20 protein-coding genes and 1 pseudogene are annotated in these 20,946 nt (G+C 72.3%); 8 read left to right on the forward strand and 13 right to left on the reverse strand.

Annotated features, from left to right (window positions below; all coding sequences use genetic code 11):
- Positions 1-94 precede the first annotated feature (94 nt).
- Positions 95-766, forward strand: a complete 672-nt coding sequence (locus MQE23_RS07875) for a TetR/AcrR family transcriptional regulator (protein ID WP_020277657.1) — start codon at positions 95-97, stop codon at positions 764-766.
- Positions 767-958: 192 nt separating this feature from the next.
- Entirely contained in the window at positions 959-2,317 is a 1,359-nt protein-coding gene (locus MQE23_RS07880) for an MFS transporter (protein ID WP_243378654.1), read from the forward strand.
- A 48-nt stretch (positions 2,318-2,365) separates the two neighbouring features.
- Here MQE23_RS07880 and MQE23_RS07885 read toward each other — a convergent pair whose 3' ends face one another.
- Positions 2,366-2,776 carry a VOC family protein gene (locus MQE23_RS07885; RefSeq protein ID WP_243378655.1) on the reverse strand — a complete coding sequence of 137 codons (411 nt, stop codon included), beginning with the start codon at positions 2,774-2,776 and terminating at the stop codon, positions 2,366-2,368.
- Positions 2,777-3,038: 262 nt separating this feature from the next.
- Between MQE23_RS07885 and MQE23_RS07890 the strand changes: the two genes are divergently transcribed.
- Positions 3,039-4,271 carry a serine hydrolase domain-containing protein gene (locus tag MQE23_RS07890; RefSeq protein ID WP_243378656.1) on the forward strand — a complete coding sequence of 411 codons (1,233 nt, stop codon included), beginning with the start codon at positions 3,039-3,041 and terminating at the stop codon, positions 4,269-4,271.
- A gap of 6 nt (positions 4,272-4,277) precedes the next feature.
- Here MQE23_RS07890 and MQE23_RS07895 read toward each other — a convergent pair whose 3' ends face one another.
- The 3 genes from MQE23_RS07895 to ribA all read right to left on the reverse strand — a co-directional run bounded on the left by MQE23_RS07895 (position 4,278) and on the right by ribA (position 7,293).
- Positions 4,278-5,435, reverse strand: coding sequence for a saccharopine dehydrogenase family protein (locus MQE23_RS07895; RefSeq protein WP_243378657.1), 1,158 nt, complete (start codon positions 5,433-5,435; stop codon positions 4,278-4,280).
- Complete coding sequence (locus MQE23_RS07900; protein WP_243378658.1) at positions 5,425-6,486, reverse strand: saccharopine dehydrogenase; 1,062 nt, start codon at positions 6,484-6,486, stop codon at positions 5,425-5,427. Before MQE23_RS07900 ends, MQE23_RS07895 begins: the two co-directional genes overlap by 11 nt.
- 147 nt (positions 6,487-6,633) lie before the next feature.
- A complete protein-coding gene (gene ribA, locus MQE23_RS07905) occupies positions 6,634-7,293 on the reverse strand; it encodes a GTP cyclohydrolase II (protein WP_037670750.1) in 660 nt (219 codons plus the stop codon).
- Between the two features lie 41 nt (positions 7,294-7,334).
- On the opposite strand from ribA, the gene MQE23_RS07910 reads away from it, so the two are divergent.
- A complete protein-coding gene (locus MQE23_RS07910) occupies positions 7,335-8,063 on the forward strand; it encodes a creatininase family protein (protein WP_082319958.1) in 729 nt (242 codons plus the stop codon).
- A gap of 155 nt (positions 8,064-8,218) precedes the next feature.
- On the opposite strand, the pseudogene MQE23_RS07915 reads toward MQE23_RS07910, so the two are convergent.
- The 5 genes and pseudogenes from MQE23_RS07915 to MQE23_RS07935 form a co-directional block, all read right to left on the reverse strand.
- Positions 8,219-9,250 (reverse strand): annotated as a pseudogene (locus MQE23_RS07915) (lysylphosphatidylglycerol synthase transmembrane domain-containing protein); the annotation flags it as partial.
- Positions 9,247-10,239: a class I SAM-dependent methyltransferase gene (locus MQE23_RS07920; RefSeq protein ID WP_020274351.1), complete on the reverse strand. Its 993-nt coding sequence runs from the start codon at positions 10,237-10,239 to the stop codon at positions 9,247-9,249. The pseudogene MQE23_RS07915 and the gene MQE23_RS07920, both read right to left, overlap by 4 nt.
- The gene (locus MQE23_RS07925) at positions 10,236-11,441 is read right to left on the reverse strand and encodes a glycosyltransferase family 4 protein (RefSeq protein ID WP_037670748.1); all 1,206 of its coding nucleotides are present in this window, start codon (positions 11,439-11,441) and stop codon (positions 10,236-10,238) included. Before MQE23_RS07925 ends, MQE23_RS07920 begins: the two co-directional genes overlap by 4 nt.
- A complete protein-coding gene (locus MQE23_RS07930) occupies positions 11,438-11,836 on the reverse strand; it encodes a 6-carboxytetrahydropterin synthase (protein ID WP_243378660.1) in 399 nt (132 codons plus the stop codon). Before MQE23_RS07930 ends, MQE23_RS07925 begins: the two co-directional genes overlap by 4 nt.
- Positions 11,837-11,999: 163 nt before the next feature.
- Positions 12,000-12,980 carry a zinc-binding alcohol dehydrogenase gene (locus MQE23_RS07935; protein WP_020274348.1) on the reverse strand — a complete coding sequence of 327 codons (981 nt, stop codon included), beginning with the start codon at positions 12,978-12,980 and terminating at the stop codon, positions 12,000-12,002.
- 108 nt (positions 12,981-13,088) lie between these two features.
- Here MQE23_RS07935 and MQE23_RS07940 point away from each other — a divergent pair, with 108 nt between their 5' ends.
- Entirely contained in the window at positions 13,089-13,850 is a 762-nt protein-coding gene (locus tag MQE23_RS07940; RefSeq protein WP_020274347.1) for a CDP-alcohol phosphatidyltransferase family protein, read from the forward strand.
- Between the two features lie 13 nt (positions 13,851-13,863).
- Here MQE23_RS07940 and MQE23_RS07945 read toward each other — a convergent pair whose 3' ends face one another.
- Positions 13,864-14,247 (reverse strand): helix-turn-helix domain-containing protein, encoded by a 384-nt coding sequence (locus tag MQE23_RS07945; RefSeq protein ID WP_020274346.1) that lies wholly within the window; start codon positions 14,245-14,247, stop codon positions 13,864-13,866.
- A gap of 126 nt (positions 14,248-14,373) precedes the next feature.
- Here MQE23_RS07945 and MQE23_RS07950 point away from each other — a divergent pair, with 126 nt between their 5' ends.
- A complete protein-coding gene (locus tag MQE23_RS07950; RefSeq protein ID WP_020274345.1) occupies positions 14,374-14,775 on the forward strand; it encodes a RidA family protein in 402 nt (133 codons plus the stop codon).
- Between the two features lie 42 nt (positions 14,776-14,817).
- Here MQE23_RS07950 and MQE23_RS07955 read toward each other — a convergent pair whose 3' ends face one another.
- The 3 genes from MQE23_RS07955 to MQE23_RS07965 form a co-directional block, all read right to left on the reverse strand.
- Complete coding sequence (locus tag MQE23_RS07955) at positions 14,818-15,273, reverse strand: SRPBCC domain-containing protein (RefSeq protein ID WP_020274344.1); 456 nt, start codon at positions 15,271-15,273, stop codon at positions 14,818-14,820.
- A 77-nt stretch (positions 15,274-15,350) separates the two neighbouring features.
- Positions 15,351-16,865, reverse strand: a complete 1,515-nt coding sequence (locus MQE23_RS07960) for an ABC transporter substrate-binding protein (protein ID WP_243378661.1) — start codon at positions 16,863-16,865, stop codon at positions 15,351-15,353.
- An 81-nt stretch (positions 16,866-16,946) separates the two neighbouring features.
- Complete coding sequence (locus MQE23_RS07965) at positions 16,947-17,825, reverse strand: alpha/beta hydrolase (protein ID WP_243378662.1); 879 nt, start codon at positions 17,823-17,825, stop codon at positions 16,947-16,949.
- 185 nt (positions 17,826-18,010) lie between these two features.
- Here MQE23_RS07965 and MQE23_RS07970 point away from each other — a divergent pair, with 185 nt between their 5' ends.
- Together MQE23_RS07970 and MQE23_RS07975 are read left to right on the forward strand one after the other, a co-directional pair.
- A complete protein-coding gene (locus MQE23_RS07970) occupies positions 18,011-19,954 on the forward strand; it encodes an AfsR/SARP family transcriptional regulator (protein ID WP_243378663.1) in 1,944 nt (647 codons plus the stop codon).
- A 109-nt stretch (positions 19,955-20,063) separates the two neighbouring features.
- Complete coding sequence (locus tag MQE23_RS07975; RefSeq protein WP_243378664.1) at positions 20,064-20,849, forward strand: DUF1963 domain-containing protein; 786 nt, start codon at positions 20,064-20,066, stop codon at positions 20,847-20,849.
- The last annotated feature ends 97 nt before the right edge of the window (positions 20,850-20,946 follow it).

Below are 20,946 nucleotides of genomic sequence, written 5' to 3' on the forward strand. Positions count from 1 at the left end.
ATATCAGCCGAGCTCGACCACGGGAAGCCCCCGGTGGGATCCGGCCGCTGCTCCTAGAATCACCGGCACCGGCCCCTCCGCCCGAAGGAACCTGATGACCAGCGTCGAAGAACCGGCACGTCCTGGCGAGCGCGAGCGCGTCCGTGACGCCGTCCGCACCCAGGCCGAGATCCTCGACGTGGCCACCCAGGAGTTCGCCCGGGCCGGCTACGACGGGGCCAGGGTCGACGAGATCGCCGCCCGCACCCGCACCACGAAACGGATGATCTACTACTACTTCGGCGGCAAGGAACAGCTGTTCACGGCCGTGCTGGAGCGGGCCTACGGCGTGATCCGGGAGGCCGAGCAGCAGCTCGACGTCGAGCACCTGGACCCGGTGGCGGCCATCCGGCGCCTGGCCGAGGTGACCTTCGACCACCACGAGCAGCACCCGGACTTCATCCGCCTGGTCAGCATCGAGAACATCCACGAGGCACAGCACATCGCCGCCTCCGAGAAGCTCGGGAGGATCGGCTCCCCCGCCCTGGACGTGATCCGCCGCATCCTGGAGGAAGGCCGCAGGTCAGGGCTGTTCACGGCGCAGGTCGACGCCGTCGACCTGCACGCGATGATCTCCTCCTTCTGCTTCTTCCGGGTTTCCAACCGGCACACCTTCGGCGCGCTGTTCGGCCGCGACCTGGTCGACCCGGCGCAGCGCGCGCACTACCGCACCATGCTGGGCGACATGGTGATCGCGTATCTGACGGCGGAGCGCGCGGCGGACTGACCGTCTGTTTCGTCGAACGTCCGGCGTCGAACGTCCGGCGCACGACCCCTTGACACCGGCGGCACACGGGCGCAGCATCCCTAGCCATCCCCTAGTAACTACCCAGTGGGTTAATTAGCCGCGATCCGGCACGTCCCCTTCGCTCTCCCTTCTGTTCACTCCGCCTATGGTGGAGCCCCCAAAGGAGCCGCCGTGTCCGTCCCCGCCACGCCCCGAGGGGCCGCAGCCCCGCCCGGTCAGCCCAGGAAAGCCGCGACCGCCGCCTGGATCGGCAGCGCGCTGGAGTACTACGACTTCTTCATCTACGGCAGCGCCGCCGCGCTGATCTTCCCCGAGGTGTTCTTCGACGAGTCCGACCCGGCCACCGCGACCCTGCTGTCGCTGGCCACGTTCGGCGTCGCGTACGCCGCCCGCCCGGTAGGCGCGCTGATTCTCGGGCACTTCGGCGACAAGCTCGGCCGCAAGAAGATCATGGTCTTCACGCTGATGCTGATGGGCCTGTCGACGTTCCTGATCGGCTGTCTGCCGACCCGGGACCACGTCGGCACGCTCGCCCCGGTCCTGCTCGTGCTGTGCCGGGTGCTCCAGGGCATCTCGGCGGCGGGCGAACAGGCCAGCGCCAACTCCATGACACTGGAACACGCGCCGCCGGGCCGGCGCGGCTTCTTCACCAGCTTCACCCTCAGCGGCACGCAGGGCGGCCAACTGCTGGCCACGCTGGTCTTCATCCCGGTCGCTGCCATGCCCGAGGACCAGTTGCTGTCCTGGGGCTGGCGGGTGCCGTTCTGGCTGAGCGTCGCGGTCGCCGTCGTCGGCTGGGTCATCCGGCGCAGGCTGGACGAGACCCCGGCCTTCGCCCAGCAGGCCGCCGAGGAGGGCGTCGTCAAGCTGCCGCTGGTGGTGCTGCTGCGCGAGCACTGGGCGGACGTGCTGCGGGTGATCGCGGGCGCGCTCATCGCCTCGGTCAGCACCATCTTCACGGTGTGGGCTCTGGCGTACGCCACGAGCGACGCGGTCGGCATGTCGCGCACTGCCATGCTGTGGGTGGGTGCCCTGGCCAACCTCGTGGCACTCGCCGCGATCCCGCTCTGGGCCATGCTGTCCGACCGGATCGGCCGCCGCCCGGTGTACCTGATCGGCGCGGCCGGCAGCGCGGTGACGATGTTCCTGTACCTGTGGGCCGTCTCCACGGGCTCGTACCCGCTGACGTTCCTGCTGGGCATCCTCTGCTTCGGTGTGGTCTACAGCGCAGCGAACGGTGTGTGGCCCGCCTTCTACAGCGAGATGTTCACGACCCGGGTCCGGCTGTCCGGCGTGGCCATCGGCACGCAGATCGGCTTCGCGGCGGCCGGCTTCGCGGTGACGTTCGCCGCGCGGATCGCGGGGCCGGGCGGCGACGACTGGTCGGCGGTGGCCCTGTTCACGGCGGCCCTGTGCGTGCCGCCGGTCATCGCCGCGCTGTCGGCCCGCGAGACGCACCGGGTTCCGACGGAGGCGCTGGGTGTACGCCCGGCCCGGGCGACGACGGAGCCGGAGAAGGTGACGGCCTGAGCCTGGGCCGCTCCCCCGCCGGGTCCTCGTGGACCCGGCGGGTTCCCGTCAGCTGTTGGACCAGGCCCGGCGGCACAGCACCAGGCGATAGCCGTCGGGGTCCTCGACGGTGACGCCCCATTCGTTCCAGTAGGGGTTGGGGGATTGGACCCGCTTGCCGCCGTGCCGCTCCAAGCGGGCGATCAGGTCCTCCGGAATCGGGTCGTCGGCGTAGACGACCAGCAGGTCCTCCTCGGTGGGGCGGGGCTCCACCGGCCGGGCCGCCTCGTGCACGAGCTCCAGATGCCAGTCGGCGTCGGGCCAGCAGAGCATCAGCAGGTCGTGGTGGCCCGGTTCGGATCCGCCCTCGGACCGCCACACGACACTGAGCCCGAGCCCCTCGCGCCAGAACCGCTCGGCCGCCGCGAGGTCGCGGGAGGGACGGGCGATCCGGATGTGGCTGCGACCGTTCACGGGCATGGCGACCTCTTCTCGTGGCGTCCTGGTCTGCGGCGGCGATCCGCCTCGCAGCCTAGGAGGCCGGCCGCCGCCTGACATCGGCCATCGGTCCTGCGACCCGGAACCTAGGACGTGCCGTGCACGAGTCGGATCAAGTTGCCGTTCCTACGTGTGTTGCCGTTCCTACGTGATCACGAATGGTTCCTGCACGAGGATGAGGTCTGAGGCGGTCCGGTCGGGGTATGCCGGAACTCACCTCGACGAGCGCGACGGAGGACGATCGATGGCACAGCTGCGACAAGAGGTCGACCCGGGTGAGGCCGGGCTGGATCCGGAGGCGCTAAGCCGCCTGGACCGGCACTTCGCCTCTCTCGTCGAGGAGGGCCGGCTGCCGGGATTCCTCGTGTCCGTCGCCCGTGCCGGACGCGTCGCCCACCTCACGACACACGGCCTGCGTGACATCGCGGCCGGGCAGCCCGTCGAGCCGGACACGCTGTGGCGGGTCTACTCCATGACGAAACCGGTCACCGCGGTCGCCGCGCTGCTGCTGGTCGAGGAGGGCCGGCTGTCGCTGGACGACCCGGTCGCCGACCACCTGCCGGCGTTCGCCGACCCCCGGGTCTACGTCGCCGGCTCCGGGGCCGACGTCAGAACCCGCCCGGCCGCCGGCCCGATACTCGTCCGGCACCTGATGACCCACACCTCGGGCCTGACCTTCGGCTTCTACCACACTCACCCGGTGGACGCCCTGTACCGCGAGGCCGGTCTGGAGTCGTCGGTACGGCCGGGCGCGGACCTGGCCGAGACCATCGAGGAGTACGCGCGCCTGCCGTTGCAGTTCGAGCCGGGCACGCAGTGGAACTACTCGGTGGCGAGCAACGTCCTGGGCCGGATCATCGAGGTCGTGTCGGGGCAGCCGCTCGACGTCTTCTGCGCCGAGCGGATCTTCGGGCCGCTCGGCATGACGGACGCGGGGTTCCACGTCACGGACGAGCAGGCGCCCAGGCTGTCCGAGATGTACGGCGAGAAGGAGGGCGGCGGCATCGAGCGGATCGCCGGGCTGCCGCTGCGCGGCGGCCGGCCGCGGTTCCTGTCCGGCAGTGGCGGCATGGTGGCCTCCGCCCACGACTACCACCGCTTCATGGAGTTGCTGCGCCGCCGGGGCGAACTCGACGGCGTCCGGCTGCTCGCCCCGGAGACGGTGGACCTGATGACCCGCAACCATCTGCCCGGCGGTGCCGACCTGCGTGCCTTCGGCAGCCGCCCGGCCCACGACGAGCCCGGCAACGAGGGGGTCGGCTTCGGACTCAACGTCTCCGTGGTGATCGACCCGTCCCGCACGCAGGCGCCCTCCGGGCTCGGCGCGTACGGCTGGAGCGGGGTGGCCACGACGACGTTCTGGGTCGACCCGGGCCGCGACCTGACGGTGCAGTTCATGACGCAGGTGCGGCCCAGGTCCTCCCACACGGTGTTCCGCGACCTCAAGAGGTTCGTCCACGAGGCCGTGTCGGGCTGACCCCCGCTACCGGTCGACGCGGAGTGTGAACTCGACGCCGTCCCGGACCAGTTCCCGCAGCCACTGTTCGGACCGGGCCGCCGTCTCGGCGGCCCGGTTCAGGCCCGGCGGCAGCGAACCGGCCAGGACGTGGCGGACGCCCAGGGCGAGGGTGCGCGACACGCAGCGGGCCATCGCGCTCTCCCGCCCGTCGCCCACCAGGTCCAGGAGGTAGCCGCCCGCCCAGGTCCGCCCGGTCTCGGCGCGGACGTCCAGCGACACGGCGAGGACGACCCGGTCGCGGTCGTCGTCCGTGGTGGGGTAGGCGGCGGCGAGCTCCTGGGCCAGGGCGGTGATCCGCGCGTCGTCGCCCCTCTTCAGTTCCTCGAAGACGCCGTCCCAGGCGCGCAGCCAGCCCTCCAGACGCAGGGTGCCGCGTACGAACGTGCGCGGTGTCCAGGCGTCCGGCAGTCCGTACTGCTCGACGAAGGGGACGCTGTCGCGGTTGGGGTAGACCTCGAAGGTCTCCCCGTCGACGACGTGCCTCCGGGTCGCCTCCCAGGGGCGGTCGGCGACCGTCTCGGCGCCGCCCTCGATGTAACGGGCCGGGGAACGCAGGGCGTTGAGGACCCCCGCCGGTGCCCAGCTGAAGCGGTACGTGAAGTCGTTCGGGACGGCCGGGACGCCGCCGCAGTACGACGTGAGGGTGTACGAGGCGGGGGTCTCGTCGCCGATGGCCTCCCGGGCCCGGGCGACGAGGGCGTGGGCGAAGAGGTGGTCGATGCCCGGGTCGAGCCCGGCCTCGGTGAGGACGGCGATCCCGGCCTTCTCGGCGGCGGGCACCTGCTCGAGGACCGCCTGGGACACATAGCTGGAGCAGGCGAAGTGCGCCCCGAGCCGGACGCACTCGGCGAGCAGCGGCGCGTGCTCCGGCGCGGGCAGCATGGACACCACGACGTCGCCGGGCGCCAGTTCGGCGGCGAGGGCGGGCAGCGAGTACGCGCGGGGCTCGGCCCGTCCGGCGAGGCCCAGCCGGTCGAGGGCGTCGGCCGCGCGGCTCTCGGTGCGGTGCCAGAGCCGTACGCGCTCGGCGGTGTCGCACAGCGCGGCCAGGCCGCTGCCCGTGGACAGGCCGGCGCCGATCCAGTGGACGGTGCCGCTCGCGGGTACCGGGTCAGTGGTCAAGGATCTCCCCCTTGTCGAGGCCGTGTTCACGGCATGCCTGACGGAACCGGTCCAGACAGCGTCCCCAGGGCCCGGTGACGCCGAAACCGAGCAGGTGGGGCAGGAGGGCGGCCGAGAAGTCGGCGCTGGACTCCAGCGGCAGCAGGGAGGGCAGGTTGTCGATGGCGATCAGGTCGAGCGGGGGTTCCTCACGCAGGCGGCGGACGGGCTCGTCCCAGTCGGTGGTCTCGTCGTACACCGGAAGGACGTTGAGCGGGGAGCCGACGTCGCACGTCACGTCGCACAGGGTGCGCAGGCGGCGCTCCGGGGTGTCGAGGTCCTGCTCGCGGAGGAAGGGCGGGACCGGGCTGGTGGCGAGCACCGCGTTCACCATCACGTCGTGCTCCAGCAGGGCGCGGCGGTCCAGGGCGCGGGTCTCGGCGAGGTCCCAGCAGGTCGGGTCCGCACCGGCGGACGCGAAGGCCGTCCGGGCGCCGCGGCCGCTGCGTCCCAGGGCGCCGATGACCAGGCCGGTGAACCCGGCGTCGTCCGCTGAGGGCTTCAGCGTCTCGTCCAGTGCCTCCTTCGTCGTGGGCGTCAGCGGCGCCCGCAGCCGGCCGCGGTGCTGGAGCACCGCGAGGGCCGCGCCCAGGTAACCGGCCCAGAACCCGAACGCGGCGAGGCGCCGCCCGGTGTCGTCGACCAGGTACTCCAGGTCGAACAGCGCCCCGCCGCCGGCGGCGAACCGGCGCAGCAGTCCGGCCGCCCCGGGCTGGCCCTTGTAGGCGTGGCCGAAGAAGATGTGCCGGTGCGCCAGTTCGGCCGGTTCCCCGGGCAGTTCCTTCAGGCCGAGCACGACGGCGTCCCGCGGGGCCGACACCCACGAACCCGCGGGGGCGACGCGGCAGCCGGCCGCCTCGTACTCCTCGATCGGGAAGACCCGCTGCGGGGAGTCCTCGACGGTCAGTGCCACTCCGTTCTCGACGAGCCGCCGGGCGTCGTCGGGCACGACCGGTGTGCGTCGCTCGGTCGTTCGGGCCTCGTGGCGCAGCCACAGATGGAGCTCGGTCATACCAGGTGGGCCTCCGGACGTGAGGCGTCGGCCGCTGAGGGCCGACGCTCAAGGGACGGACGCACGCAGCGTACGCGGCCCGCCCGCGGGTCGCGTACGAATGCGTCCGGGTCACGTCGCGGGGCACCGGAACCGGCCCCGGCCCCCTCAGGAGGAGCTGACCACCGCGTCGAGGTGGGGCAGGTGGTGGTCGAGGCGCTCCCGCTTGGTGCGCAGATAGGTGATGTTGTTCTCGCACGGCGGGATCAGCAGCGGCACCTGCTCGGCGACCTCGATGCCGTGGTCCACCAGCGCCTCGCGCTTGCGCGGGTTGTTGGACATCAGGCGGACGGACTTGACGCCCAGGTCCTCCAGGATCCGGGCGGCCACGCCGTAGTCGCGGGCGTCCACCGGCAGGCCGAGGGCGAGGTTGGCCTCGACGGTGTCCAGGCCCTCCGCCTGGAGTGCCATCGCGCGCAGCTTGGCGAGCAGGCCGATGCCGCGGCCTTCATGCCCTCTGAGGTAGACGACGACACCGGCGCCCTCGGCGACGACCGCGCGCAGGGCGGCGTCGAGCTGGTCGCCGCACTCGCAGTGCTGGGAGCCGAAGGCGTCGCCGGTCAGGCACTCCGAGTGCAGCCGGATGAGCACGTCGTCCGTGCCGAGGTCGCCGTAGACCAGCGCCACTTGTTCGTCACCGCGGTCGTGGTCCAGGTAGCCGACCGCCTGGAATTTCCCGTACACGGTGGGCAAGGGCGCATTCACAACGCGTTCCACGCCGGTCCGCTGCGGTGACTTCTTGCCGAGTACGCCAATTTTTTCTGTCATGATTCTCGAGTTCCTAAGCAGAGACGAAAGGCCGTGACGTTATGAGTGATCTGGTGCCGGCGGACACCACGGAAGACGTACGGACGCGGGGCGCCGGTGTCTCACGGCAGGTCGCGGTGCTTCCCGTGGGGAGCTTCGAGCAGCACGGTCCGTATCTTCCGCTGGCGACCGACACGCTCGTCGCCTGTGCCGTCGCGCGGGAGATAGCCGGCGCGTACCCGGTGCACCTCCTTCCTCCGGTGACGATCTCCTGCTCGCACGAGCACGCGGCCTGGCCGGGGACCGTGAGCATCTCCTCGGTGACCCTTCATGCGGTGGTACGGGACATAGCGGCTTCGCTCCGCCGGTCCGGCGTCGACGCCCTGGTGGTGGTCAACGGGCACGGCGGAAACTACGTACTGGGCAACGTCGTTCAGGAATCCTCCGCCCGCGGCGAGCGGATGGCGCTGTTCCCGGCCCCGGAGGACTGGGAGGCGGCGCGGGAGCGGGCGGGTGTGGTCGCCTCGCTGCTCACCGACATGCACGCGGGGGAAATAGAGACCTCCATCCTTCTGCACGCTCATCCCGAAATGCTCCGACCCGGTTATGAGACTTCCGATTTCGTCGCTGACGACCGGCGTCATCTGCTCACCCTCGGCATGTCCGGCTATACCGATTCCGGTGTCATCGGCCGTCCTTCGCTGGGTTCGGCGGAAAAGGGGAAGGAACTCCTGGCGAGCCTGGCGGATTCCTTCGGGGCGTATTTCTCGCTGTTGACCTCCGACGGGTAGCCGGACAAGGTCGCGGGGCCGGGCCCGGGGGCCGGTGAGGCTGACCGGGACCCGGCCCGCAGGCCCGCGTACCAGCGGACGACGAGCACGATCAGGCCGGGCAGGCTCGCCACGAGGCTGAGCACCCCGTAGACCACCGCGACGGCGAGTCCCCGGCCGGCGCCCAGGCCCGCGGCGCCGAACGCCCAGGCGGTGACCCCCTCCCTCGGGCCCCAGCCGCCGACGTTCAGCGGCAGGCCCATGGCCAGCAGCGCGAGGACCGCGAGCGGCACCAGTACGGCCACGGAGGCGGCGGCTCCGGCGACGCGGGCGGCGAGGACGAACATGGCGACGTAGCCCGCCAGGACGACCACGGAGGAGACCACGACTCCGGGCCCGTTGCGGCGGGACAGCAGCCCCTCGCGGGCCTCGGCGAGCATGGCGCGCAGCGCCCGGCCCCGGTGGGAGGGCGCCGCGCGGTTCATGCGCAGGGCGAGGACGACGGCGACCGCGCCGAGTGCGGCCAGGGCCGCGAGCGGGGCGATGTGCCGGGCCCGGTCCAGCACCGGGGACGGCATGGTCAGCAGGACCACGGCCCCGACGGCGAACAACGCGATCTGTCCGGCGGCCCGTTCGAGGACGACGGCCTTCACGCCCCGCCGCACATCCCCCTCGCTCTGCCCGTGCCGTACCGCCCGGTGCACGTCGCCGAGCACCCCGCCGGGCAGCGCCGCGTTGAGGAACAGCGCCCGGTAGTAGTCGGCGACGGCCGGCCCGAACGGCAGCCGGATCCTGAGGCTCCGGGCCACGAGCGCCCAGCGCCACGCGCTGAACACGGTGGTGACGAGCCCGATCCCGAGCGCGAGCAGCACCGACACGGTGTCGATCCGGCCCAGCCCGTCGAGGAAGACGCCGGTGCCGAGCCGCCAGAGCAGTACGCCGAGGATGACGACGCCGGCGAGGGTGCCGAGATGCGTACGGACCTTGGGGGAGCCTAGGCGGGCGAGGGCGGTACGGATCGGGCGACGGGGAGACGAAGCGGCGGTGGCGTCGGCCTCGTTGCCGCAGGGGGTGGCCGACGCAGTGGACGGACCCGGGTCGCCGCCGGTTTCCGGCAACCACTGCGCGTCGAGGGGCGTCGGCCGCTCGCACACGGCCGTCGGCGCACCCCGCGGCATCTCCGTCGTGCCCGTCGCCTGCGGGCTCATGACGCTCCGCCCGCCGGACGGTTCAGGGCCAGGAGGTCGGTGTGGTGGACGGTGACGCGCAACTGGCCCGCGGCGCAGGCGGCCAGGCGTTCGGCCAGGTAGGCGTCCGCCCGGGCACGCAGGTCGGGGCGCTGTTCGACGGCGGCGCCGACCCAGCCGCGCAGCCACTGCTCGGTGAGCGCGGCCTGCTCGGGGCCGAGCCGCCAGGGGCTCGGATGCAGCCGTACGGTCGCGCCGTGCTCGGAGAACGCCTCGGTCGCCGCCGTCACCGCGTCCGGACCGAGCAGACCGTCGCGGCGCTGGTGGTCGTTGAACGCCTGGGCGATCTCCGAGTCCAGCGGATGGGACGGCGTCAGCTCCACGCGGCCGGCGACGGACAGCGTCAGCAGGGCGGGGCAGCCGGCTCCGGCGCAGGCGGCGGCGAGGGCGTCGATCTCCTCGCGGGTGAGGACGTCCAGCAGTGCGGACGCGGTCACCAGGGACGCGCCGTGCAGGGCGTCCGCGGTGAGGCGGGCGACGTCACCGCGCCGCGTCTCCACGGTGACCCGGCTGCCGTCGGCCGCGGAGCGCGGGGAGGCGACGGCGGCGAAGTGCAGCAGATAGGGGTCGCGGTCGTGCAGGATCCAGTGCTGCGCGCCGTCCAGGCAGGGGGCGAGCCAGCGGCCCATCGAGCCGGTACCGCACCCGAGGTCGTGGATGACGACACCGCCGGACTTGCCGGGCAGGTTGGCGAGCCGGATGCGCAGGGGGTCGAGCAGATCGTGCGCCCGCGCGGCGGCATCGGCCGGCTCCCGCAACTGAAGCCACTCGGGCGCGTAGCGGGGCGGATCGTCGGGGTTGGCCTCACGCAGCTTCACGGTGGGCCGGGCGCCGGGATTCCCACTGGGGCCGGCACCCGGAATCACTCCGTCCATCGACTCGGCAGCCTCCCTCGGTCCGGGCTGGGCCGGGATCGTCCCGCTGTGCTGGGTCGTCACCGGGTTCGTCATGCGGCCCTCCGGGGGTCGGTCGGAAGCCGGCGCAGTACCGCCGCCAGGCTCTGTGCGGTCGTCGCCCAGCCGCCGAGGGCGGCGCGGCGGCTGCGGGCTGCGGCCTTGAGGCGACGGCGTACGTCCGCCTCGCCGAACCAGCAGCGCAGCTCGGCGGCGATGGCGGCGGAGTTCTCCGGCGGGACGAGGATGCCGGGCACACCGCCGTCGGGGGCGCGGCCGACCGCCTCGGGAAGCCCGCCGACATCCGTCGCCATGACCGGGATGCCGCGCGCCAGTGCCTCGGTCACGGCCATGCCGTACGTCTCGGCGTAGGAGGTGAGGACCATCAGGTCGGCGGTGGCGTAACTGGCGTCGAGTGCGGCGCCGGACTGCGCTCCCGCCAGCTCCAGCCGGTCCTGAAGGCCGTGCTCGGCGATGAGGGACCGCAGATGGGCGACGTACTCCGGGTCCTGGGTGAGACTGCCGACGAAGACGCAGCTCCACGGCAGGTCGGCCACCGTGGCCAGTGCCTCCACCAGCCGGTGCTGTCCCTTGCGCGGGGTCACGGCGGCCACGCACAGCAGCCGTGAGACACCGTCGGTGCCGGGCGCGAGCGGCGCGATGTCGGCGCCGGGGGCCGCGACGTGCACCCGCTCCGGGGGGAGGCCGTGGTGGGCGACCAGACGGCGGACCGCCCAGTCACTGGTGGCGACCACCGCCGGCACCGCCCGCAGCACCGCCCGCTCCTTGGCGTCGAGGTCCGCGGCCACGGCCGGGTCGAGCCCGGTCTCGTCGCCGAGCGGGAGGTGGACGAGGACGGCCATGCGCAACCGTTCCGCCTCCGGCACGACGATCTCCGGGACGCCGCAGGCGACCAGCCCGTCGAGCAGGACGACGGCGCCGTCGGGCAAGCCGCTCAGGGCGCGGGCGAGTTCCGTACGGGCCGCCGCCCCCGGACGGGGCCAGTCACCGGCCACGGCGTGCTTGGTGACCTGCCAGCCGAAGCCGGGCAGGTCCAGGCAGACGCGCCGGTCGTAGGCGTTGCCGCCGCTCGGCGTTGCCGGGTCGTCGACGCCGCCCGGCAGCACGAAGTGCACGGTGCGCAGGGACATGGGGATGATCTCGGCGTTCTTCAGGGCGGCATGCTGCACGGGAACATAATTCAGCCGCGCAGGCACGGGTCCGGTCTGCCCGGGCCGTTCGATCGTCGTGTCGGTCACAGTGCACGCTCGTAACTCGCCCAGGCGATGTGCGACTCGTGCAGCGTGACGGTCAGGCCCGCGATGCCCTTGGCGCCCTCGCCCAGCGCGCCCTTGTGGATGCGCTCGGCGAGCCGGTCGGCGATGACCTTGGCGAGGAACTCCGTGGAGGTGTTGACTCCGGCGAAGTCGGGCTCGTTGTCGAGGTTGCGGTAGTTCAGCTCGCTGACCACCGCCCCGAGTTCCTGGGTCGCCAGGCCGATGTCGACGACGATGTTGTCGTCGTCCAGCTGTTCGCGCCGGAACGTGGCGTCGACGAGGAACGTGGCCCCGTGCAGGCGCTGCGCCGGTCCGAAGACCTCGCCACGGAAGCTGTGGGCGATCATGATGTGATCGCGGACGGTGATGCTGAACAACGGACGACCCTCCAGGTGCGGCGCGTCTGCTCCCCCGCTCCAGCTGCCGGGGATGCCGTGTATTACGGCTCCTTGCCTTCCCCTGTTCAGCCTCCGGTACGTCTTTTCTCAGGTCAGGCGCTCTCGTCTTTTCTCAGGTCAGGCACTCTGGTCGCATCTCCGGTCAGGCGCTCTGGTCGTAGCGGACGCGGTGGCACAGCGCGGGGATCTCGCCGGAGGCGAGCCTCGGCAGCACGTCCGGCAGGTCCTCGAAGGCGGATTCGCCGGTGACGAGGGCGTCGAGAGCCGGGTCGGCGAGCAGGTCGAGGGCGAGGGCGAGCCGGTCGGCGTAGGTGCGGTCCGGCCGGGCCGGGGAGACGGTGCCGACCTGGCTGGAGCGGATGACGAGCCGCCGGGAGTGGAAGGCCTCGCCGAGCGGCAGGCTCACCTTCCGGTCGCCGTACCAGCTCAGTTCGAGCACGGTCCCTTCGGCGGTGAGGAGTTCCAGGGACCGGGCGAGGCCCTGCTCGGTGGCGCTGGCGTGGACGACCAGGTCGCACTCGCCGAGGGCGTCCTCGGGGGAGGCGAAGCCGACACCCAGGGCCTTGGCGATGTCCGCCCGGCCCGGGTCGGCGTCGACCAACTGGACGCGGACGCCGGGGAACCGGGCGAGCAGGGCGGCCACCGACGAGCCGACCATGCCCCCGCCGACCACGGCGATCCGGTCTCCGATCAGGGGCGCGGCGTCCCACAGGGCGTTGACGGCGGTCTCCACGGTCCCCGCGAGGACGGCCCGTTCGGCCGGCACGGTGTCCGGTACGGGTGTGACGGCGCTCACCGGGACGACGTAGCGGGTCTGGTGCGGGTAGAGGCAGAACACCGTACGGCCGGTGAGGGCCTCGGGCCCCTCCTCCACGACGCCGACGCTGAGGTAGCCGTACTTCACCGGGCCCGGGAAGTCGCCCTCCTGGAAGGGCGCCCGCATGGCCGTGTGCTGGCTTTCCGGCACGCCGCCGCGGAAGACCAGCGTCTCCGTGCCGCGGCTCACGCCGGAGTACAGCGTGCGGACCAGCACCTCGCCCTCGCCGGGCTCCGGCAGGCTGACGTCCCGGATGCCGCCTCGCCCGGGCGAGTCGATCCAGAACGCGCGTCCGGTGTGCTTCATCGAAGTCCTCCTGAACGATCGGGAAGCTGCTTGCGTACCGAGGGGTGCACAGGCCGCGCACAAGGTAGCGGCGTTGATCGACTCTGTCACACGGCCGGAGGGTGTTCGGTGGCCCTGAACAACACTTACGACGCGAGGCTCGTACAGCAGGAGACCGCCGTGGGGGCGGGAGTACAGATCCTGCTGCTCGCCCTGATCGGTACGGCGATCGGGATGGGCCCGGCGGGCTGGCTGACCGGCCTCGCGTTCGCGATCGCCACCTGGGCGGTGCTCTCCCGGGCCCTGCACCGCTCCCGGCTGCGCTCGTTCGGTGCGGCGAACCGGGTCACTCTCGGCCGGGCCACCCTCGTCGGCGGGGTCACCGCGCTGGTCGCGGACTCCTTCCAGAGCTCGCCGCCCGTGTCGCTGTTCGTGGGCCTGACGGCGGTGGCCCTGATCCTCGACGGTGTCGACGGCAAGGTCGCCCGCCGCACGGGCACCTCGACCCCGCTGGGCGCGCGCTTCGACATGGAGGTCGACGCGTTCCTGATCCTGGTGCTGAGCGTGTACGTGTCGATGCAACTGGGCCCGTGGGTGCTGCTGATCGGCGGGATGCGGTACGTCTTCGTCGCCGCCGCCCGGGTCTGGCCCTGGCTGACCGCCGCCCTCCCGCCGAGCACCGCCCGCAAGACCGTCGCCGCGCTCCAGGGCGTGCTGCTGCTGCTGGCGGGCGCCGGTCTGCTGCCGTACGCGGCCAACTTCGGGGTCGCGGCCCTGGCTCTGGGCCTGCTGGTGTGGTCGTTCGGACGGGATGTGCTGTGGCTGTACCGGACCTCGCGGGTCGAGAAGACCCCGGCCCGGCGGCAGGTGCGGGAACTGGTCGCGAGCTGACGCCCCGGGCCGGTCAGGCGTCGAACCGGCCGCGCGCCGACTCGATGTGCCCGAGGTACTGGTGGGTCCAGCCGCAGATCAGGTCGACCGTGGCGCGCAGGGCCCGGCCCGGTTCGGTGAGCGTGTACTCGACCTTCGGCGGCACGGTGGGGTGCACCTTCCGGTCCACCAGGCCGTTGCGCTCCAGCATCCGCAGGTTCTGCGTGAGCATCTTGTGGCTGACGCCCTCGACCTCGTCGCGCAACTCACTGAAGCGCAGAGTGCCTTCACCGAGGGCCTCGATGATCAGCAGCGCCCACTTGTTGGCCACGTCCGAGAAGATCTCCCGCGCCAGGGAGTCGGCCCGCCGCAGATCCGCGTTCTCCGGCAGGTCGTCCCTCACCTGCTTGGTCACCATCTGGTACCCCAGTCACTGAAAAGTGCGTTCTTCCAGGTCGGCGCTCACTCTCTTACAGTTCCCGAGTAACCGCAAGAGAGCGCGGGTTCGCGCTCGACAGAGGAACGAAGGACGGGAACGGGAACCATGACCACGATCGATGTCTACGACCACGCCATCCCGGCAGAGAGCCACTTCGGCTACGCGCAGGCCATCAGGTCCGGCGAGCTGATCCATGTCTCGGGACAGCTCTCGTTCGACGAGGCGGGCGGCTTCCGCCCGGAGGACGACTTCGCCACTCAGCTGGCGGGGACCTACGCCAACCTCGACAAGGTGCTGGCCCACTACGGCGTGACGCGCAACCAGATCGTCTCCCAGACGCTGTACGTGGTGGACCTGGTGAAGAACGCCGGCGCGGTGGCGGAGGGCAACCGGGCCTACTTCGGCGCCCACCGCCCGGTCAGCACGGCCCTGGGCGTCACCGAACTCACCTTTGCCGGACAGGCGGTCGAGATCAGCTGCGTGATCGACACGAAGCTGCCCGCCTGATCGGTCCCGGCGCGCAGCCCGGGCGAGGCATGTGGACAGTGATCAATCCAAGGGTGCCGCGAGCAGTTCCCCGAGCTTGCCGAGGCTCTGACTCCAGCCTTCCTCGTGGAGAGCCCGCCGCCGCTCCGTGGCGAAGTCACCCTGGTCGAGGACCAGCTCGGACCGCGCGGTGTCGATGTCGTGGAGCGACAGCGTCACCACCGTCTCCCGGTCCTCGGGGTCGGGATCCTCCCAGCGGAAGGTGTACGACAGGCCCACCGGTGGCTCGACCTCGATGTACTCGCCCACCAGGTGGAACAGGTCACCTTCCGGGGGCTGCATCGCGATCCGGTAGGCACCACCCGGACGGAGGTCACTCTCCACACTCGGGATGGTGAACCCGTCCGGGCCCCACCAGCGGGCCAGTTCCCGGGGCTCGGTCAGCTCTCGGAACACGACCGGGCACGATCCGTCCAGGGTGCGCTGCAGATGCAGTCTCAGCCGCCCGTCCGGTGTCATCGCGCATCACCTCCCACCGAAGGTGCCGGGCACGACCACCATGGCCAGTCTACGTTTCCCGACCGCGGACCACGATCTCAGCGACGGGTCCCGGCCCCCACCAGGGTCCGCTCGTAGGGGTCGAGGACGACGCCCCGGACCTTGGTGGAGACGCCGGCGATGATCTGCTGATGGGCCAGCGGCACGACCGCGTCGGTGCCGAGGACCGCGGCCTCGGCGGCCATGGCCGCGTCCTGCCGCTCGCCCGTGCCGTCGGTGCCGTCGGCCTTCTTCACGGCCCGGTCGACGTTCTCGTCGCACAGCAGGGCCAGGTTGTAGCCGCCGTCGCAGGTGTAGTCGCCGGCGAGGATGCCGACGGGGTCGCCGGTGTCCAGCAGGCTGTTGCGGGCGCCGATGAACGCGTCGAACTTCCCGGCCAGCGCGTCGCTCTCCAGCCGTGAGTACTCGCGCACCTGCAGCTTCACCTCGAATCCGGCCTTTTCGAGCTGCTGTTGCACGACCTGGGCGACCTCGGGGAGTTCGGGCCGGTTGTCGTAGGTGGCGAGGGTGATCCGCGTGCCGTCGGGCCGGGCGGCGTCCGCCCGCCCCGACGGCTTCACCCGCTTGCTCTCGGCCCAGGTGACGGCAGGGCCGTAGATGCCCGCGCCCGGGTCGGCGTAGCCCTCGAAGACGCCCTTGACGATGACGGACGAGTCGATCGCCGTGCGCGCGGCGGCGCGCAGCTTCTGGTTCTTGAAGGGGCCGGTCCTGGTGTTGAGGTGAAGGCTGGTCGTCCGGGTGGTGCCGGCTTCCTTCAGGGTCCCCTTGTCGAGGGTGGCGGCCTGGGCGACGGGGATCGCCTCGGCGATGTCGACGTCGCCGGTGCGCACCGCGTTGGCGCGCGCGGTGCCGTCCTTGACGAAGCGTGCGTCGATGCCGGAGGCGTGGGCGCGGCCGGCCCAGTAGTCGTCGAAGCGGTCGAGGGTGGCCGAGCCGCCGCTGTTGACCTTGGTGATCTCGAAGGGCCCGGTGGCGGTGCCGACGGGCGTGGGGGCGCCCTGCCTCGCGTACGCCTTCGGGGAGAGGATCGCCAGGCTCGGGCTGGACAGGCGCATGGGCAGGACGGGGTCGGCCGCGGCGGTGGTGATACGGATGCCGCGGCTGCCGTCGGCCTCGGCGTCGAGGGTGACACCGGCGAGGGCGGCGGGCACGGGCTTCGCCTTCGTGGCGTGGGTGAGCGCGTCGGCCACGGCGGACGGGGTGACGTCCGTGCCGTCCTGGAAGGTCGCCTCGCGCAGGGTGAACCGCCAGGTGCGGTCGTCCTCGCGGCGCCAGGACTCGGCGAGCGCGGGGGTCGCGGCACCGTTGGCGTCCAGGGCGGTCAGTCCCTCGGTGACGCCGAGCCGGCTGAGGAGCGTGGCGTCCGCTCCGTACGGCGAGAAGTTCTCGGCGGGCGGGAAGGCGAGGGCGACGCGCAGCCGGGAGCCCGACGCCCCGCCGTCCGCCGAAGACTCCCCGCCCGGGGTGGCGAAGCAGCCGGTGAGGCACGGGGCGAGGGCAAGGGCGGTGAGGAACCGGAGGCGGTTCTTGATGCTCAGATGACGCACTTGCACAGCATACGCATCAAGCGGCTCACGCCGGTCGACCGGGTGACCGAGGGCAGGGATGCGCCCAAGTCCCCTACGCCCCGAGGCTCAGCGGGCCAGGAGGTCCTGGATCGCCGCAGCGATCTCGTCGGGCGCTTCCTCGGCCATGAAGTGCCCCGCCCGGGTCAGCCGGTGGTCCAGGTCCGGCGCCCAGGCCTTCCACACCCCGGCAGCGTCATACCCCAGGCGTGTGCCCCAGTCCTGCTGGATGACCGTCACGGGCATGGCCAACTGCGATCCGGCGTCCAGATCCGCTTGGTCGTGCACGACGTCGATGCCCGCCGAGGCCCGGTAGTCCGCGACGATCGACCTCACTGCCGCGGCGCTCGCCCGCAGGTACTCGGCGCGCACCTCCTCCGGCACTGCGGTCGGGTCGTTGGCCCAGGCGTCGAGGAACGAGCCGAAGAACACGTCCGCGCTGTTGGTGATCATCGTCTCCGGCAGGCCCGGCGGCTGTGCCATGAGGAAGAGGTGGTAGCCGACCGCCGCCGGGACGCCCTGCAGGACGTCCCACATGTCGAGCGTCGGCACGACGTCGAGGATGCCGAGGTGCGTGATGGTGTCAGGGTGGTCCAAGCCCGCCCGGAAGGCGACCAGGGCACCCCGGTCGTGGCCGACGAGGGCGAAGCGCTCGTGGCCGAGCGACGCCGCCAGGGCCACGACGTCGGCGGCCATGGTGCGCTTGGCGTACACGTCCGGGCCGGTGGCCTCGGGCTTGTCGCTGGCGCCGTAGCCGCGCAGGTCAGGACAGATCACCGTGTGCTCGTCGACGAGCCGCCCGGCGACGTGTCGCCACATCAGGTGGGTCTGCGGGAAACCGTGCAGCAGCACCACCGGGCTGCCGCTGCCGCCGACAGCGGCGGCCAACTCCACGCCGTCCGCGCCGGGCAGGCGGATGTGATCGAAGCCGGGAATGGTGAGCGCCATGGAAGGCCGTCCTCTCGGGCCGGGAACTGACCGGATCAGCCTGCGCGACGGCAATCAGCAGCCGATCAGTACGCATGGGCACGGTCGGCAATCGGCAGCGGATCAGTGCGCTCGGACACAGTCGGCAATCAGCAGCGGATCACCACGGTTGGGCGCCGCCGACCCCTGGCACGCAGGATGGGGGCATGCGCATCGACGTGCTCGGGGCCGTGCGGGCCCTGCGTGACGACGGCAGTCCCGTCGACCTGGGCGGGCCCCGCCATCGCGAGGTACTCGCCCGGCTCGTCGCCGCCGAGGGACGGATGGTCACCACCGACACCCTCGTCGACGACCTGTGGTCCGATCCGCCGGTCCGCGCCGTGGGCGCTCTGCGTACCTTCGTCGCCGCACTGCGCCGCGCTCTCGAACCCGACCGGCCGCCGCGCACTCCGCCACGGGTCATCGTCACCGAAGGCCCCGGTTACGCGCTGCTGCTGCCCCGCGAGGACGTGGACGTGCATCGGTTCCAGGACACTCTGTCCCGCGCCCGCCGCGACCCTGATGCGGTGACCGACCTCGCAGCGGTACTCGCGGCCTGGCGCGGACCCGCCTACGCCGACGTGACCGACTCCGTGTGGGCGCAGCGCGAGCGGACCCGGCTCGAGGAGCTGCGGCTGGAGGGAGTGGAACTGCGCGCCCGCATCGTCCTCGACTCCGGGGAGGGTCCGGGTCTCGTCGCCGAGCTGGGTGCCCACGTCGCCGAGCATCCGTGGCGCGAGCCGGCCTGGGAGCTGCTTGCCCGCGCGCTCCACCGCGCGGGCCGGCGGGCCGACGCCCTCGCCACCCTCCGCCGCGCCCGCGCGATGCTCGTCGGCCACCTCGGGCTCGATCCCGGCCCCGCCCTGCAGAGCCTGGAGACGGAGATCCTCAACGGTTCCCCGTCCCTCGAAGGCGCACGGACCGCGTGGCCCGGCCCGGGTGTCCGGCTCGGCCCGCGCACCACCGTGGACCTGGCCCGCACCCTCGCACTGGCGGGTGGCGACGCCCTCGTCCACTCGCGGCGCGACCGCCTCGCGGCCGTCCAGGCCGCACAACGCACGGGAGACCTCCTTCTGACCGCCCGGGTCATCGGTGCTTATGACGTGCCCGCGATCTGGAGCCGGGCCGACGACCCGGAGCAGTCACGGGCCGTCGTCGCGGCCGCCGAGCGCACGCTCACGGCGCTCGGCCCCGACAGCCCCGCCGACCTGACCGCCCGCCTCCTGGCCACGGTCGCCGTCGAGAGCCGCAGCGCCGATCTGTCCGGGACCGATCTGGAGCACGCGCACCAGGCGGCACGGAGGAGCGAGGCCCTGGCACGGGAGCTGGCCGACCCCGCTCTCCTGGCCTTCGCCCTCAACGGGGTGTTCCTGCAGTCCTTCTCCCGACCCGGGCTCGCCGCGGTACGGGACAGCGTCGGGGCCGAGATTCTCGACCTGGCCACCCGGCACGACCTGCCGAACTTCGCCGTGCTCGGCCGACTCGTCCGTCTGCAGTCCGCCTCAGCGCTCGGCGACCTCGACGCCGCGGCCTCGCACGCCCACGCGGCCGAACGGCTCGCCGCGACCACCGAGGCGCCCCTCGTCCCCGTGCTCACCGCCTGGTTCCGGGCCCGGGCCACTGCCGCCCGCAGCACCGAACCCGGCGGACCGGCCGCCGCCACGGCAGCGGCGCACTACCGCGCTGCCGAGGACGCCCTGCGGACGGCCGGCATGCCAGGGTTGCACCGTGGGCTGTTCCCGCTGGCCCTGCTGGGGCTGCGCCTGCTGCACGACCGGCCCGCGCCCACCGACCCGCGCCTCGACTGGGGTCCCTACCTGCCGTGGGCGCGACCGCTCGTGCTCCTCGCCCAGGACCGGGGCGAGGAGGCCCGTACCGCCCTGAACGCGGTGCCGGAGCCGGCGCATGACCACATGCAGGAAGCCATGTGGTGCCTGACCGTCCACGCCGCGGTACGCCTCGGCGAGCGGGGAATCGCCGCCCGCGCCGCGACCGCCCTGCGCTGCGCCCGCGCGGAACACGCCGGCGCCGCCAGCGGAATGCTGACCCTGGGCCCGGCGGCGCGGTACCTGGCGGAGGCGGAGGAACTCGTCGGAGCGACGAGCATCTGACGTGGCATCAGAAGTGTTGCGTGGCATATGAGTTCGCTCCACGGCAGGCCACGCGGTAGATGGTGCTCCCCCGCGGAGCGGACCGAGTGACGGGCCGTAGGGTCGACCCATGACCGACACGGAGATCGTTGACGAGACCCCCGCGGCGAGGGCTGCCCGCTTCCGTGCGGAGGCAGCCGCGCGGGGAATTCCGGCCGCCGAGGTGGAGGCGTACATACGCACCGCCCGCCCGGCGATCTATCTCGCGGAGGACGGCCCCGGCCCGGTGGTGGCGCTGACCGGCGGGAACCCGCCGCCGGCGGTGGGGACCCCGGCGCGAGCGGCTTCGTTCGTCGCGGCCGTCGACTGCGCGGCCCTGCCGCCCGGGGCGACGGATCTGCCGCTGCCGTCCGAGGGTCTGCTGCTGTTCTTCGCCGACCCCGATCCGGGCAGCGGGGCGGTGATCGCCGACGCCGTGCGCTACATACCGGCCGGGACCCCGTTGACGGAGCAACCGCTCGACCCGGAGGAGAGGCCGGGCGCCTACCGCCGGGCGCGCCTGGACTTCTGCTTCCACCAGTGGTCGTGGCCGTGGCGCGACGAGGACGACGACGAGGAGTCGCAGCAGGCCGCCGAGCTGGAGTCCGCCTGGTCCCACGTGGTCGGCCGGCGCCCTCGCTGGCGCTTCCAGCTCGGCGGTGAGCCGGTCCTGTTCAACTGGGATCCGGTCGAAGTGGCCCGGGACGAAGTGCCGCTGCCCGCCGGGGACGGCGACGAGTGGACGCTGCTCGCCACCTGGCGCGGTGATGACGATTGCGAGGAGCTGGAGTCGGGCCTCTTCCACTGGGTGATCCGCCGCGCCGACCTGGCCGCCCTGCGCTTCGACCGGCTGTACGTGTACGTCGACGCCTTCTGACCCACGTCAACAAGCCCGGCAACGCCCCGGAAACGGGGAACGATTTGACAGCACCGACGACCACTCCCTAAAACTCAATCACATGACATCCATTTTC

This window comes from Streptomyces sp. HP-A2021 (assembly GCF_022807935.1).
Lineage (GTDB): Bacteria > Actinomycetota > Actinomycetes > Streptomycetales > Streptomycetaceae > Streptomyces > Streptomyces afghaniensis.